General features: G+C 42.1%; 15 protein-coding genes. 9 read left to right on the top strand and 6 right to left on the bottom strand.

What is annotated here, in order from left to right; all coding sequences use genetic code 11:
- The first annotated feature begins 159 nt into the window (after nt 1–159).
- Nucleotides 160–798, top strand: a complete 639-nt coding sequence (gene pdeM, locus BCY91_RS16525) for a ligase-associated DNA damage response endonuclease PdeM (RefSeq protein WP_120183160.1) — start codon at nt 160–162, stop codon at nt 796–798.
- A gap of 33 nt (nt 799–831) precedes the next feature.
- Here pdeM and BCY91_RS16530 read toward each other — a convergent pair whose 3' ends face one another.
- From BCY91_RS16530 to rlmN, 6 genes are all read right to left on the bottom strand, one after another.
- Complete coding sequence (locus BCY91_RS16530) at nt 832–2,148, bottom strand: cryptochrome/photolyase family protein (RefSeq protein ID WP_120183161.1); 1,317 nt, start codon at nt 2,146–2,148, stop codon at nt 832–834.
- The gene (locus BCY91_RS16535) at nt 2,141–3,046 is read right to left on the bottom strand and encodes a TIGR01777 family oxidoreductase (protein ID WP_120183162.1); all 906 of its coding nucleotides are present in this window, start codon (nt 3,044–3,046) and stop codon (nt 2,141–2,143) included. Before BCY91_RS16535 ends, BCY91_RS16530 begins: the two co-directional genes overlap by 8 nt.
- Nucleotides 3,047–3,105: 59 nt before the next feature.
- Nucleotides 3,106–3,534, bottom strand: coding sequence for a CBS domain-containing protein (locus BCY91_RS16540; protein WP_120183163.1), 429 nt, complete (start codon nt 3,532–3,534; stop codon nt 3,106–3,108).
- Between the two features lie 237 nt (nt 3,535–3,771).
- On the bottom strand, nt 3,772–5,148 hold the full coding sequence (locus BCY91_RS16545; RefSeq protein ID WP_120183164.1) for a hypothetical protein: 1,377 nt from the start codon (nt 5,146–5,148) through the stop codon (nt 3,772–3,774).
- Between the two features lie 22 nt (nt 5,149–5,170).
- On the bottom strand, nt 5,171–5,863 hold the full coding sequence (locus BCY91_RS16550) for a ComF family protein (RefSeq protein WP_120183165.1): 693 nt from the start codon (nt 5,861–5,863) through the stop codon (nt 5,171–5,173).
- A complete protein-coding gene (gene rlmN / locus BCY91_RS16555) occupies nt 5,864–6,916 on the bottom strand; it encodes a 23S rRNA (adenine(2503)-C(2))-methyltransferase RlmN (RefSeq protein WP_120183166.1) in 1,053 nt (350 codons plus the stop codon).
- A gap of 154 nt (nt 6,917–7,070) precedes the next feature.
- Here rlmN and BCY91_RS16560 point away from each other — a divergent pair, with 154 nt between their 5' ends.
- The 8 genes from BCY91_RS16560 to BCY91_RS16595 all read left to right on the top strand — a co-directional run bounded on the left by BCY91_RS16560 (nt 7,071) and on the right by BCY91_RS16595 (nt 15,302).
- A complete protein-coding gene (locus tag BCY91_RS16560) occupies nt 7,071–8,234 on the top strand; it encodes an amidohydrolase family protein (protein ID WP_120183167.1) in 1,164 nt (387 codons plus the stop codon).
- Nucleotides 8,231–9,175 (top strand): NAD(P)H-dependent flavin oxidoreductase, encoded by a 945-nt coding sequence (locus tag BCY91_RS16565; RefSeq protein ID WP_120183168.1) that lies wholly within the window; start codon nt 8,231–8,233, stop codon nt 9,173–9,175. The genes BCY91_RS16560 and BCY91_RS16565 overlap by 4 nt, the downstream gene beginning before the upstream one ends.
- 1 nt (nt 9,176) lies before the next feature.
- The gene (locus BCY91_RS16570) at nt 9,177–9,449 is read left to right on the top strand and encodes an acylphosphatase (RefSeq protein ID WP_120183169.1); all 273 of its coding nucleotides are present in this window, start codon (nt 9,177–9,179) and stop codon (nt 9,447–9,449) included.
- 1 nt (nt 9,450) lies between these two features.
- Nucleotides 9,451–10,938, top strand: coding sequence for an oligosaccharide flippase family protein (locus tag BCY91_RS16575; RefSeq protein ID WP_120183170.1), 1,488 nt, complete (start codon nt 9,451–9,453; stop codon nt 10,936–10,938).
- 153 nt (nt 10,939–11,091) lie between these two features.
- Entirely contained in the window at nt 11,092–11,526 is a 435-nt protein-coding gene (dut, locus tag BCY91_RS16580) for a dUTP diphosphatase (protein ID WP_120183171.1), read from the top strand.
- Between the two features lie 3 nt (nt 11,527–11,529).
- Nucleotides 11,530–13,272 (top strand): tetratricopeptide repeat protein, encoded by a 1,743-nt coding sequence (locus tag BCY91_RS16585; protein ID WP_120183172.1) that lies wholly within the window; start codon nt 11,530–11,532, stop codon nt 13,270–13,272.
- Nucleotides 13,250–14,041 (top strand): DUF4292 domain-containing protein, encoded by a 792-nt coding sequence (locus tag BCY91_RS16590; protein ID WP_120183173.1) that lies wholly within the window; start codon nt 13,250–13,252, stop codon nt 14,039–14,041. The genes BCY91_RS16585 and BCY91_RS16590 overlap by 23 nt, the downstream gene beginning before the upstream one ends.
- Nucleotides 14,042–14,060: 19 nt before the next feature.
- Entirely contained in the window at nt 14,061–15,302 is a 1,242-nt protein-coding gene (locus tag BCY91_RS16595; RefSeq protein WP_120183174.1) for a murein hydrolase activator EnvC family protein, read from the top strand.
- Nucleotides 15,303–15,622 lie beyond the last annotated feature (320 nt).

Raw genomic sequence — 15,622 nt, forward strand, 5'->3', positions numbered from 1 at the left:
CGCCCAGTACTAATGGCTAATGAACGCCACCAGCCGAACAACTAGCCCCTCACACCTAAGCAACTGGATTAAAGAACAAGGAATAAAGAGTAAAGAACAAAGCCCAGTACTAATGGCTAATAAACTACTATCCTAACCAACTAACCCCGAACCAACTAAATGAAATTCACTTCCCACAATGAACAGCTGGTTTTAGACCCGGACCGTGCCCTGTATTTGCCCGAGCATGGTTTGCTGGCTATCTCGGATCTGCATTTGGGAAAATCAGCGCATTTTAGGCGTTTGGGAGTGCCGGTGCCGGCAAGTGTGGCCCAGCAAGATTTATTGCGTTTGGGATTGCTGTTTGAAAAATATCAGCCCACCACCTTGTTAATTAATGGCGATATGTTCCATCACGGATTAAATTCAGATATTGAGGATTTTAGGCTGTGGCGACAGACTTATGCTCACATCAAATTTTTGCTGGTTAAAGGCAATCACGATCGTTTAGCCAAGGCAGATTATGCCAGTATGGATATCCAAATTCATGAACCTAGCTATTGTTTAGGGCCTTTTTGCTTTATCCATGATGCCCCACAATGCACAGAAGAAGAACTTTACCCGATAAGCGGACACGTGCATCCAGGCGTAACAGTGGTTGGTAAAGCTAAACAACGACTTAAATTTCCGTGTTTTTATTTCGGTGAAGAGTATGCGGTAATGCCCGCTTTCAGCACATTTACCGGCTTGTATAATATTAAGCCCAAAACCGGCGAAAAAGTTTTTGCGCTTACACAATCAGGAGTGGTAAAGGTTTAGAGCTAACTTGTTTTTTACTTGTGAATTTTTAATTTATTTAGAAGCCAAAGCCTCTTTGTAAACTCTCAAACAGCGCTCTCGCGCTTCTTTATGGTCAACAATGGGTTTCGGATATTTGAAGGGATCATCATATTCTGCAATCCACCGGCGCACATACTCCAAGTTTTTATCAAATTTTTTCAGTTGCTCTTCCGGATTAAAAATGCGGAAATAAGGCGCAGCATCTACGCCCGAACCCGCTGCCCATTGCCAGCCGCCAACGTTACTGGATAGTTCATAATCTAACAACTTTTCGGCAAAATAGCGTTCGCCCCAGCGCCAATCAATTAACAAATGCTTGCTTAAAAAACTGGCGACAACCATCCGCACACGGTTGTGCATAAATCCGGTTTCGTTTAATTGGCGCATACCTGCATCCACCATCGGGTAGCCCGTTTTACCTGCGCACCAAGCTTCAAACTCTTTTTCGTTGTTGCGCCATTTTATATGGTCGTACTCTTTTCTGAAAGCATCTTTAGCCGAATGCGGATAATGGTATAGGATAGAAAAATAGAAATCGCGCCAGATAAGTTCGCCAAGCCAAACCTCGCTTTTTTCTTGCACGGCAGTGCTTACCAGTTCGCGGATGCTTAGGGTGCCAAAGCGAAGGTGCAAGCTGATGTGAGATGTGGCATCTAAAGCCGGATAATCTCTTTTTTGGGCATAATCTCTTAAAACAGACTGATAATGTTGGTTTGGGAAATCTAGTGTGCTTTTTTCAAAACCGATTTGTTTAAGACTGGGGAGATTCAGGGCTTTCGTTTTATAGAAATGCTGTTCATATTTTTTGGTAGGATAAGCTTTGTAGTAAAACGGTTTAAGTTTAGCTAACCACTTGCGTTTGTATGGGGTAAAAACCACATAAGGCTCGCCATCGTCTTTTAAAATCTCTTCTTTCTCAAAAATGCACTGATCTTTAAAGCTTAAAAAGCTCACGAAATTTTTGTGTAACAGCTGTTTAACGGCTTCATCTCTTTCTATTGCTTCCGGCTCATAATCATGATTGCAATAAACAGATTTTATGTTGTACGATTTTAACAGGTTGGCCCAAACATCGTTCGGTTTCCCGTGTTTAATTAATAAAGACGAGTGGTGCTTTTCTTCCAGTTGGGTTTTTAGTTTTTCTATTTCCTGATAAATGAAAGTTACACGCGCATCTGCCGGATTATGCAATTTGTCTAAAATATCCGAATCAAAAATAAACAGCGGCAAAACCTGTACGCCACTTTTTAGCGCATGGTACAAAGCTGTATTATCGGCGATGCGCAAATCGCGCCTGAACCAAAAAATAACTAAAGGTTCTTTATCCATAAATTTCCTTTAATGCGCTGCCCAGTTCGGGGTAGGCGAATCTAAAGCCGGTGCTTTCTATTTTTTTTGCGCTCATTTTGGTGCTGCCCAATACTACGGCGCTCATCTCGCCCATGGCTAATTTTAAAGCGAAAGCTGGCACGTTTGGCAACCATAATGGTTTGTGCAATTGGCTAGCGACGGCTTTGGTTAAACCCTCGTTAGTGGTGGGTTGGGGGCTGCACATATTGTAAACGCCGGAGAGTTCTTTGTTTTCTATGGCAAAAAGATACATTTGGGCAACATCTTTTACGTGTATCCAAGAAATCCATTGTTTTCCGCTTCCCAAAGCGGTACCAAAACCTAATTTTATGGGCGCCGCAATCGGTTTTAGTGCGCCTGTGTTTTTTTCAAGCACTACGCCCGTGCGCATCTTTACTATCCTTAATCCTAATTCTTTACCCTTGTCAACGGCTTTCTCCCAAGCGATGCAACATTGGGCTAAAAAATCATTTGCAGGCGCGTCGCTTTCTGTTAATAGCTCGTCGCCACGGTCGCTGTAATATCCGGCCGCAGAAGCGGAAACTACTGTTTTTACCTGATGCTCTTTGTTGCGTAACAAGCTGTAAATTAATCCGATTGATTGTGTACGGCTGTCAATTAAAACCTTCTTCCGTTCATCTGTCCAGCGCTTATCGGCTATGCCTGCGCCGGCCAAATGCAAAATGGTATCTACTCCATTTATACAATCGGGGTCTATTTCCTGTTTTTCGATATCCCATTTAAAAGTGGGATAAGCCGTATGTTTTTTTGGGGCTCTGCTCAAAAGTGCAACGCTGTGACCTTCATCCACAAGCAATTTGCACAAAACAGAACCGATGGCTCCTGTGCCGCCCGTAACTAAAATCTTTTTACCCATAATTTGATAACGATTTAAAACGGGTTTGGTTTTTTGAGCGCGAGAAATTTTGCCGAAGCTTAGCTGCTGATGTAGCTTTCTAAATTTTGGATGGTTTGTTTTTGGTCTTCAATGATGAATTTTACCACGTCGCCAATAGAAACAATTGCGCTTAACTCCCCATTATCCATCACCGGTAGGTGCCTAATGTGTTTTTCAGTCATCAGCTCCATGCAGTGTTCAATGCTTTGGTCGGGGCTAACTGCAATTGGCGAAGGGGTCATCACCGCATCAATGCGTACTTCTTTTGATGATTTTCCTTTCAGCACCACTTTACGAGCATAATCGCGCTCGGTAAATATGCCCGAAAGCTTTCCGTCTTGGGTAATTAAAATTGCGCTGATGTTATGCTCATTCATCACTTCAAGTGCTTCATAAACCATTGCGTCCGGCCCGATAGTAATCATCCTAAAGGCCTTGTTGGCTAAAATTTGACGTACGGTGCTCATATTGAAAGGAGTTTGGTGTAACTAAATTTAACAAAAAAAATTGGCGTGCAATAAAAAACATCTCCCCAAAATGCAAGCCAGTAACAACAGGTAAAGAAAATTTGGTAGGGGGAAGTGCCTTTTGCGCAAAAAAAGAAAGCGAAGTTCTTAAAAAAGAAACTCCGCTTTACTAATTTAAATTAACGCTCTCGGTTGCTTTTACGGAGCGGTTTCGCCTAAGGTTACAAAAAAATAAAATTATTTTTCAAAACAGCCCAAGGTAGATGGGAACGCTCTTTCTTGCTGTAAAATATCTTTGCTAAGCGGGTTTGGGTAATAAATAGTATTACTTAAATTTTTGCCGCTTTCTTTTGCCGGACTGTTGCTGGCCAGTTGGTAATTTTCTTTCCGGGTGTTTAAGAAAAACGGGTCGCTGTTGTAAATATTGGTGTTGCCCCAAGTTTGCTGGTCGGTTTTTAGCAGGTTGTTTTGGAAATCTTTAACAACAAGGCCGCCGCTTTGCTCGCTAAAATCAAGTTCGCGTTGCAAACTTCCATAAATAATGTTATTAAAAAAAGTAACACTTACATCCTTAGTTTGCCCGCTACTGTTTAAAAAGTTGGTGAAATAAACCGATGGGGTTTTGCGCGGGAAGTTATAATTGTAATTGGCAAACGTATTTTGGTAACAGCGGTAATTGCCACCAGAAAAACCGGCAAGTAAGTATTGCCCGCAGTTGTAAAACAGCGAATTTACTACATCAATGCTGGCATTGTAGCCCAAAACGCCCGCCACCTGATGGTTTTTAACAATGCTATTGCTGATTAAAAGTTTGGGCAATGCGTTAACGCTCAAAGAATCAACCGTTGCGCCCACCAAGGCATTTTTTAGGGTTACATAGTTTAGGATGTTGCTGTGGCTGCTTGCTAAAAAGTAAAGTCCGTCCCACTGCCCCGGCTCATCGCTGTAAATACGCTCTTGTCTATCGCTGCAAAAAGTAATGCTATCGCCTAAAATGCCATTGGCTTGTAAGCTGCCGGCAATCAGCATTTTTGCGTCTTTATGAAAATATAAACGAGCGCCCGCCTCTAAAATTAAAGTGGCGTTTTTATCGATATTGAGCGTGTTGTAAATGATGTAGGGCTTGCCTTTTTTAAAGCTGGTGTTGTTAACAATGCGCTCGTTATTTAAGTAAACGGCATTTTGGCCGTAAGCTACCAATGGTATTTTCTCCTGATTCCCGTTTAAGTTAATCTCAATCGCATCTTCCACTAAAAACGGCGACTTGGCATTGTTAGGATCTATAAACGCTTTCACAAAAACATAAATAGAATCGTTAGCGCCAATTTTAAGGTTACTTACAGACGTGCTAGCCTCGCCGTTAATGTTTATTTTAAAAGCCGAGGTATTACCGCCTTGCAAACTGATGCTAGAAATTAGTACTGCTTTATCGCTATAATTGAAAATTTTTAAACTGCGGTTGGTAGTTCCGCTACTGGTAAATACGGTATCAAAAAGTAAAGAATCTGTAGAAAACTGTAAACGCGCATTGCTGCTACGGTCAATTTTTTCTTCTTTACGGCAGGCAAACAAAACAAAAACTGTAAACAGCAGGGTTAAAATTCTTTGGCTCATTGCTTTCAAATATCATCAAAAATTATTGGGTAAATGCAATGCCCAAAACATGTATGTTTTTAATGCCGATGTTTTGCAATGCCATAATACAAGCCTCTAAAGTTGCACCGGTGGTAATGGTATCATCTACCAAAAGCACGTTTTCTAGCGCGTAATTGGCCGGCACGGCATTAAATACTTTTTGCATATTCTCGAACCGGCCTATGCGGTTTTTGGTGGCCTGGCTTTCTCTTTCCTCTGTACGGTACAAGATATCGGTGCAAACTGGCGTGTTTAAAACCTGCGCCAAGCCTAAAGCAAATTGCTCGCTTTGGTTGTAACCTCTTTTTTTAATTTTGTGCGGATGAATTGGCACCGGAATAATACCATCAAGGTTTTGATAATCAGGAAATTGCTTTAGCTCTTGCGCGTACAACTTTCCAATGGCAACACCAACTTGTGGCTGCTTGTTATATTTAAGCTGGTGAACTATGTTTTGCACCTTACTGCCTTTGTTAAAATACAAAAAAGCACTTGCCGAGGAGACATTTACCCGGCCCCAAAACTGTTTAGCCAAAGTATTATCGGGCTGTAAATGAAAGTTGGTGTAAGGGAAATGGTGCACGCAGGTGGTGCAAAAGCAATCTTCTTTAACATTGAGCAGTTTGCCACAGGCTTGGCAGATGTTGGGAAAAAACATCGAGCTAAAGTCTCTGATGTATTGCCCTAAACCCATTTACGCCTGCCCTTCTTTAACTGCCAGCTGCCCACAGGCGGCATCAATATCCTTACCGCGGCTTCTTCTAATTACGGTTGTAATACCTTGTTTCTTCAGATAATTTGCAAAAACATCCAATTTATCTTCGGTGGTATTGGTAAAATCGGCAAAAGAAATGGGGTTGTATTCAATGATGTTTACTTTGCAAGGTACGTGTTTGCAAAACTTAGCCAGTTCCATGGCGTCTTGTATGCCGTCGTTAAAATCGTTAAATACGATATATTCGTACGTTACCGGATTTTTGGTTTTTGCGAAATAGTATTTTAAAGCTTCGGCCAAAGCAGCCAAGGTATTTTGCTCGTTAATCGGCATAATCTCGTTCCGCTTTTGGTCATTGGCGGCATGTAAAGAAAGCGCCAAATTAAACTTTACGTTATCATCGCCCAGTTTTTTTATCATTTTGGCAATGCCGGCGGTAGAAACGGTAATGCGTTTTGAAGCCATATTTAAACCGTCTTCGGCCGTTAAACGGTCAACCGATTTTAAAACATTGGCATAGTTGAGCAAAGGTTCGCCCATGCCCATATAAACAATGTTGGAGAGCGGAATGCCGTAATTTTCAATAGCTTGTTGGTTAATAAGCACCACTTGGTCGTAAATTTCATCGGCGGTAAGATTACGTTTACGCTCCATATAGCCGGTAGCGCAAAATTTGCAGGTTAAGCTGCAACCAACCTGAGACGAAACGCAAGCCGTCATCCGCTCTGTGGTTGGGATGAGTACACCCTCTATCAAGTGCGCATCGTGTAAAACGAAAGTATTTTTGATGGTTTTATCGGCGCTGAACTGCGAACCATTGATTTTTACGGCGTTAATGTCGAAGTTGGCATTCAGCTGCTCGCGCAAAGCTTTAGAAAGATTGCTCATTTCATTAAAGCTACGGGCAGATTTTTTCCACAACCACTCGTAAACCTGATTGGCACGGAAAGGCTTTTCGCCCATTTCTTTAAATACTTCTTTAAGCTGGGGCAAGTTATAAGCCCGGATATCCTTCTTCTGCAACGTTTCCATTTATAGCGCTCAAAATTAAGATTTTAATGGCGGATTTGTAAAAACTACGTGCTTTTTATCCGAGATTTGACACGAAAAAGGTGTTGTCAAAAAAATTTGAAATCCGGGAAAATTCAGGTTAATTGTTATCCGTAAAAATATACTACAAGTTTTTATGCGACGATTTAGCGCAGATTTAGTTTATACGCTAGAAGGCGAGCCCATTCCACGCGGCATCGTAATTACCGATGACCATGGGAAAATATTGCAGATTACCCAAGAGCAGGTAGCTTTTGATCCCGCCATAGAACGTTATGAAGGTGTAATTGTGCCTGGCTTCATTAACGTGCATTGCCATTTAGAGCTTTCGCACATGAAAGGGCAAATACCCGAAAAAACGGGTTTAATTCCGTTTATAAAAAGTGTGGTAAAAACCCGTGGCGCTACAGAAGAGCAGGTTTTGGAAGCGATGCAGCAGGCTGATGAAGAGATGTGGAACAACGGAATTGTTGCTGTTGGAGACATTTCTAACCAAACCATATCTGCCCCTATAAAAGCAAAAAGTAAAATTAAATACCACACTTTTATAGAAATGCTTGGCTTAGATGCAGGTAAAGCAGCAGAAGTACTGAGCCAGGCGGTGCAAAAAAAAGCAGCTTTCCAAACACCAACTTCCATCACTGTCCATGCCCCATACTCTGTTTCCATAGAACTGGTGCATCATTTAAAGGCCTATTGCAAAGGTATCGACAATAAAATCGCGTGGCATAACCAGGAGTGCATCGAAGAAGACGAATTGTACAAAACCCGCTCGGGCCAATTTTTGCAGTTTTATGAAGATTTAGGGATTGATGCCACCACTTTCGCCTCAAAATCAAAAAGTACCTTGCAGGCTTTATTGCCATTTATGCCCAAAAAACAGCATATTTTATTGGTGCATAATACCTACACCTGCCTAAAAGACGTTTATTTTACCAAACGTTTTGAGAAACCGGTTTTTTGGTGTTTTTGTCCCAAGGCAAACCTTTACATCGAGGATAAACTGCCTCCTTTTGATTTTTTTAAACACTCGGAACTGCTCAAAACCATCGGTACAGATAGCTTGGCCTCAAACAACACGCTGTCTATTTTGGAGGAGATGAAAGTTTTGCAGCAACATATTCCTGATATGTCTTTAACCGAGTTGCTGAAATGGGCCTGCATTAACGGCGCAAAATATTTAGGTTACGATGCCGATTTAGGCAGCATCGCTATCGGCAAAACTCCGGGTTTAAATTTGTTGCAGCGCTTACAAAACGAAAAAATTGGTGAATCTACTACCGTGAAAAAACTGATATGAATAAAATTTGTAAGCTGTTTAAAATTAAATATCCCATTATACAGGCCGGCATGGTATGGTGCAGTGGTTGGGAGCTGGCTTCGGCGGTTTCTAATGCGGGCGGACTGGGCATTTTAGGTGCCGCATCTATGTATCCGGATGTTTTGCGCCAGCACATCCAAAAATTAAAAACTGTTTGCAGCAAGCCCTTCGCCGTTAATTTGGCGCTTTTGTATCCGGATATTGAGGCGCACATTCAAATCATCATCCAAGAAAAAGTGCCCATCGTTTTCACCTCTGCCGGCAACCCCATGCTGTGGACGCAGAAATTAAAAGAAGCGGGTATTGTTGTGGTACACGTTATCGCTAATACCAAGTTTGCCTTAAAAGCGCTTGATGCTGGCGTGGATGCTTTGGTTGCTGAAGGTTTTGAAGCTGGCGGACATAACGGCAAGGAAGAAACCACCACCTTATGTTTGGTGCCAAAAATTGTGGATTTGGTAGATATTCCGGTCATTGCTGCAGGCGGAATTTCTTCCGGGAAAAGCATGTTGGCGGCTTTTGCGCTTGGCGCGGATGCCGTACAGGTGGGCAGCCGTTTTGCAGCATCGGTCGAGTCTTCTGCGCATCCTAATTTTAAGCAGGCCATTATCCAAAGCCGAGAGGGCGATACCAAACTAAGTTTAAAAAAACTTACGCCGGTTCGCTTGCTACATAATACCTTTGCACAGCAGGTGCACGAGGCAGAACGGCGCGGTGCAGATAAAGAAGAACTGGCTTTATTGCTTGGCCGCGGACGGGCCAAAGCCGGGATGTTTTTAGGCGATTTAGAAACCGGCGAGTTAGAAATTGGGCAAGTAGCCGCCAATTTTGACGAGATTTTACCAGCCGCCACCATTGTTGAGCAAATGATGAGCGAATTTTTAGCCGAGAAACAGCGGCTTCAGGAAATTAATTTTTGATATGAAAGCCATACAGATTAGCGTTTTTGGACGGGTACAAAGGGTGTTTTTTAGGGCTTCAACCAAATCTGTTGCGGACCAGCTTGGCATTAAAGGTTTTGTGAAGAATTTAAACGACGGCAGCGTGCAGATACACGCCGAAGGTGATCCGTATTTATTGGATGCCTTTTTAGATTGGTGCAAAGAAGGTCCCGAGCATGCCCGTGTTGACGAGATTAAGGTGGAAGATACAGAAGTGAAAAACTATCGTAATTTTGAAGTTCTAAAAAGGTAATTTGTCTACATTAAAAAAATTTGCGGGGCAAACAGCGGTTTATGGCATCAGCACCATCGCATCGCGCATTTTAAACTTTTTTTTAACGCCGGTTTATACCAAAGTTTACCCAGTTAAAGCCTACGGTATTTTTACCGAAATGTACAGCTACGCATCTATTTTAAATGCTTTGCTTTCTTTCGGGATGGAAACCACGTTTTTCCGTTACCTCAACAAGCGCGAGGATCAAAAAGAAACGGTTTACGGCAACACTTTTTTAGTGGTGGCATTCATAAGTGCCGTGTTTTTGTTTACGGCACTGTTGTTTGCGCAACCCATAGCGGTTTGGTTAAAAGATGCCACCACCACTCCTTTGGCAGATTATGTTTTATACGTAAAACTTTTTTCGGCCATTTTGGTGATAGATGCCTTAAGCGTAGTGCCTTTTGCAAGGCTCCGCGCAGATGGCCGGCCGGGAAAATATTCTGTGCTTAAACTCGTAAATATTTTAGTTTTCATCGCACTTAACCTCTTTTTCATTTTTGTAATTCCTTACATTATCCAAAAGCAATTTTACGGTGCAAGCTTTTTTCAAAGCTGGTATCAAGAAAAATGGGTAGGCTACGTTTTTATTTCTAACCTAGTAGCCAGCGTTATTACCTTTTTGTTGCTTTTGCCCGAGTTGTTGAAGGTACAGCTGAAGCCGAACAAGCAGTTGCTTACAGAAATGCTGGTATACAGCTTGCCAATTTTTGTCGCCAATCTATCGTTCATCGTTAATGAAAACCTCGATAAAATTTTTCTTGGCCGTTTATTGCCTCCGTCGATAAGCCAAACGCAAGTGGGCATTTATGGTGCTTGCTGTAAAATTGCGATATTCCTAAGCATCTTCATTAATGCTTTTAGGCTAGGTGCCGAACCTTTTTTCTTCGCGCACGCCAAAAATGAGAATGCCAAACAAACCTATGCCAGCATCATGAACTATTTTGTGCTTACCATCACGCTTATTTTTGTGGGTTTGGTGGCCAACATTGAAATTCTAAAGCATTTTATCCGCGATAAAGCCTATTGGGTAGGTTTAGATGTTGTGCCTGTGTTACTTTTTGGCTATGTAAGCTTGGGCATTTACATGAACCTTTCTATTTGGTATAAATTATCGGACCAAACGCGGTTTGGCCTGTATATTTCTGGCGTTGGCGCGCTAGTCACCATTGTTTTAAACATCATTTTTATCCCATATTATGGTTATATGGCTTCTGCTTGGGTTTCGCTAACGGCTTACACCGGAATGATGGTGCTTTCGTACCTTTTAGGTCAAAAGCATTATGCCATACCTTACCATTTAAAGCAAAACTTGTTTTACCTTTTGCTCTCCGCCGGCGTGGTTTGGCTTTCTTATGTTTATTTTAAACGCGATTTGGTTATCGGTAATCTGCTTTTTGCGGGATTTGCTTTAGTTATTTTATATTTAGAGCGTGTCGAGATCAAAAAAATATTGAAGAGCTTTTAGTTGCTTGCGCGATGCTTTGAGCGATCGGGCAACGTATAAAGAAGCTTCATCACCATAAAAAAACAAATAAAAAACATGATGAAACCGTCCGGCGTACGGACATTGAGTGCGGAAAGACTGCTTCATCACCATAAAGAAACAATTAACAAGCAGATGAAAATCAACATCATCAATCAATCAAAACATGCCTTGCCTAATTATGAAACAGAGGCATCTGCCGGAATGGATTTACGCGCCAATTTAGAGCAGGACATTGTGCTGAAACCCTTAGAAAGGCAACTGATACCAACCGGTTTGTTTATGGAACTGCCTTTAGGTTACGAGGCGCAAATTCGGCCCAGAAGCGGCTTGGCCTACAAATTCGGAATTAGCATTGTAAACGCGCCCGGCACTATTGACGCTGACTACCGCGGAGAAATTAAGGTGCTGTTGGTAAATCTGTCTAACCAAGATTTTACCGTGGCAGATGGCGACCGTATTGCCCAGATGGTAATTGCCAAGCACGAGCAGGCGGTTTGGAACGAAGTGGAACTGTTAACGGAAACTGTGCGTGGCGCAGGTGGTTACGGACATACCGGTGTAAAATAACCAATGATGTTAAAACGCGGTTTTTTCTCGGCCTCATTGGTGCTCCTATGCCTGTTTGCTGTTGCTCAAAAGAAAAAGGGCGACAAAGAACAGCGTGTATTCGTGCTTTCGGGTAATATCCTGTCGGCGGCAGACAGCAACCGCGTTTTGCAACTGTATTATAATGGCTTGCGCGAAAAAGTGGTGGACAATGCTACTTTAGCCATCGAGCGTTTTATGCAGGCCGTCAAAACAGATCCGCTACATCACCCGTCTTATTTTGAGTTGGGGCAAATTTATTTCAAAAAAGGAGATTTAGAGAAAGCTCGCCTCTACGCCGAAAAAGCGGTTGCGATAAAAACCGATAACCAGTGGTATTGGCTGTTGGTGGCCAACATTTACCAACAACAGCAAGATTATAAATTGCTAAATTATGCGCTGGATGAGCTGTTACAGCTAGCGCCAGACAAGTTAGATTACCGTTTTGACAAGGCCAACGCGCTTTTTATGCTGGGCAAGTTTGATGAGTCTTTACGTGCTTACAAGGCTTTAGAAGATAAAATTGGTTTAACCGACGAGGTTTTGCAGGGCAGGCAGCGCATCTATTTAAAAAAAGGCCAGTTTGATAAAGCTGTTGCCGATTTAAAGGAGCTGATAAGCAACAACCCCGCCGAGGTGCGCAACTACCTTTATCTGGGCGATTTATATTACTCAGAAAAGAAAATGGCCGAAGCGCTGGAAGTGTACCGGCAAGCCAAACAATTGGATGAAAACAATCCTTTTACGCGGATGGCGATTGCGCAAATCTTAGAATCACAGAAAAAAACCGATGAAGCCTTTGAAGAGGTGAAAGCGGCTTTTTTGCAACCTAGTTTTGGTATAGACCAAAAGGTGAAGATGGTGATTAAATATTTTGAAGCTTTTCCAGATCAAAAAGCCATTGCGCGTGCCGAGGCTTTGGCGCAGGCCATCACCGAAGCCCACCCCACAGATCCCAAAGCTTTTTCTTTATATGGTGATGTGCTTTTTCAGAAAGCCGATTATCCAAACGCAAAAAAAGCCTATCAGCAGGCACTGGCGCTAAACAAAAACGTTTATTTAATTTGGGATCAGCTGTTGCGCATAAACCTTTACCAAAACGATGCGGTAGCTTTGGTAAAAGACGGCGAAGAGGCCATCAGCTACTTCCCAAACCAGTACGGGCTATATTTTTATGTGGGCATCGGCTATCAGCTCCAAAAAAAATCGGCGCAAGCCATTACCTACCTAAACAATGCGCTGGCTTATGATATTGATAACGTTCCGTTAAAGGCACAAATTTATAGCAGCTTGGGCGATGCTTATGAGGCGCAGAAAATGTACAAAGAATCTGTGGCGGCTTATGAAAAATCTTTGGTGCTGGAACCAGAAAACACCTACACGCTGAATAATTATGCTTATTATTTATCGTTAAGAAATGAGGATTTGGCCAAAGCGGAGAAAATGTCCATCAAATCTAACCAGCTGGAAAAAGATAATGCCTCTTTCCAGGATACGTATGCGTGGATTTTGTTTAAACTAAAAAAATATGCCGAGGCCAAAGAATGGATGCAGAAAGCCATCCGCAACAACCCTAATAGCCCGGTACAGTACGAACATCTGGGCGATATTTTGTTTAAACTGGGGCAAACAGCAGAGGCACTTGAAAATTGGAGTAAATCTTTAAAGCTGAACGCTGATAACCCCTTGCTAAAAAGGAAGATAAATGAAAAGAAATATATTGAGTAAACTTTTGGTGTTGGCATTTTGCGTGGCCGCGATATCGTGCAAAAGCAAAAAAAACTTGGTGGGTAGTGCACCAAGTAACAGCAACGAAACCGAGCTTAGCGAAAGGGCAAGCATCAACCTGAAAAAAATTGTAGCTAAACAGAGTGATTTTAAGACACTAAATACGCGGGCAAACAGCCGTTTAAGCATCAAAAACAAAAGCTTTGATGTTACCATGAATATGCGCATTAAAAAGGGGGAGGGCGTTTGGATTTCGGTAACGTATTTTGCAGGTATTGAGGTGGCGCGGGCTTTAATTACGCCAGATAGCATTAAGGTATTGGATAAAATAAACGAAACTTACCTTAAAAAACCCTTCAGTTTTGTGCATAAATACAGTAATGACCAAATTGATTACGCCACTTTAGAAGCAATTTTAATTGGAAATGCCGTGCCTTTAACCATTGCCAACAAATCAAACATCAGTGTTGCGCCAGAAGGTTTGGTTGCCAGCGGACAGCAAAACGGCTTGGCGTACCACGTTAATTTTAACAGCGATTTTAAGCCAGCATCCACTAATTTAAAAACTACAGACGGTAGCAAGAATTTATCCGTAGCTATTCCGGTTTTTGAAAACATAGCCGGTGTGCTGGTTCCAAAATCTTTAAATTTGAGCTCGCAGGCGCTTTCCAACTCGGTAAAAGTGGATATGGAATACAACAAAACCGTTTTAAATGAGCCAGTTGATTTTCCGTTTAATGTTTCCAAAAGATTTTCTGTGATAGAGTAATTTAAATACCTTTGCCGAAATGAGATACCTAAAAGCTGTATTTTTTGTCTTTTTTCTGTTAACAGGATTGCAGGTTTTTGCGCAAAGCAGGGCCGAGCTGGAGCGGCGGAAAGCGCAATTGAACAAGGATATTGAGATGATCAATCGCACTTTATCCAAAACTTCATCAGAAAAACGGGGTACTTTAAAACAGCTGAATGCTTTGCGTGCGCAAATCCGCCTGCGCGAAGAAAAAATTAAAACCATCAACTCCGAAATCCGGATTATCGACGGGCAGATTAACGAAAACGTAACCCAAGTACGTTCTTTACAGGCGCAGTTGACCCAACTTAAAGCCGATTATGCGGCCATGATCCGCTTTGCGCAAAAAAACCAAGGCGCTTACAGCAAGCTGATGTATATTTTTGCGGCAAAAGATTTTAACCAAGCATATAAGCGTTTAAAATACCTGCAGCAATTTGGGGAGTATCGTCAGAAACAAGCAAAATACATTGAAGATACACAGAAAAACATCCGCCAAAAAATCGCCGTTTTAAATAAAAACAAACAAGAAAAAGATCATCTTTTAGGCGACCAACAGAAAGAAAAAAATACATTAGGCACTGCGCAAAGCAAACAGGCTAAGGTGGTAAGCTCGCTTACCTCGCAAGAGCGTAAGCTAAAAAGCGATTTGGCCAAAAAACGTAGGGATGCTATTGCTTTGGACCGCGCCATTAAAGCCGCTATTGACCGCGAAATTGCCTTGGCAAAAAAGAAAGCCGAAGAAGAAGCTCGCGCGGCTGCTGCTAAAGCAAAAGCAGCCGGCACCGCAGCACCGGTCGCCAAAACATCAGGCTCCATCTTAAACTCGACGCCAGAAGCCGCCAAGCTATCAGCAGATTTTGTAAGCAACCGCGGTCGCTTACCTTGGCCGGTTGCAAACGGTGTGGTAACGGAATATATGGGCACCAAAAGAATCGGGAATGTAACGGTTGATGTATCTGGCTGGACCATTAAAACTAACCCAGGCGCCTCTGTACGCACAGTATTTGACGGTAAAGTGACCACGGTAATTGATATTGCCGGCGCAACGGTAGTTATTATCCAGCATGGTGAATATTTTACAGCTTATAAAAATTTAAGCTCTGTGAATGTAAGCAAAGGCCAAAAAGTAAGCACCAAACAAAGTATTGGTACGGCAGACGGTAATTCGGAAATAGAATTCCATATTTATAAAGCTAAAGACGAGCAAGACCCTAAATATTGGCTAGCACCAAATTAGGAGTTCAGCTGAGGTGTAAGCTTTAAAGTGTAAAGCGGAAGGTTTTGAGGATTAAGGGAGTAAGGGTTAAGCCAATGTCAGATTTACGAAGTTTCTGAAACTTCGTAAATCTTCAATTTAACGCCTAGCGTGGCACTAGAAATTTCATTTCTGCAAATTTTGAGGTAAAGGTGTTTTCCTTCACTAATTTCACAAATTTTTTCCAAACCACAGATTTCACAGAAGGCGCATGGAAACTCCGTGATTTTTTGCATCATTGCGGAGAAATCAAAATAAACCTCCCCAAAAACGGACATAAAAAAACCTCACCGTTTAAACAA

The organism is Pelobium manganitolerans (assembly GCF_003609575.1).
Lineage (GTDB): Bacteria > Bacteroidota > Bacteroidia > Sphingobacteriales > Sphingobacteriaceae > Pseudopedobacter > Pseudopedobacter manganitolerans.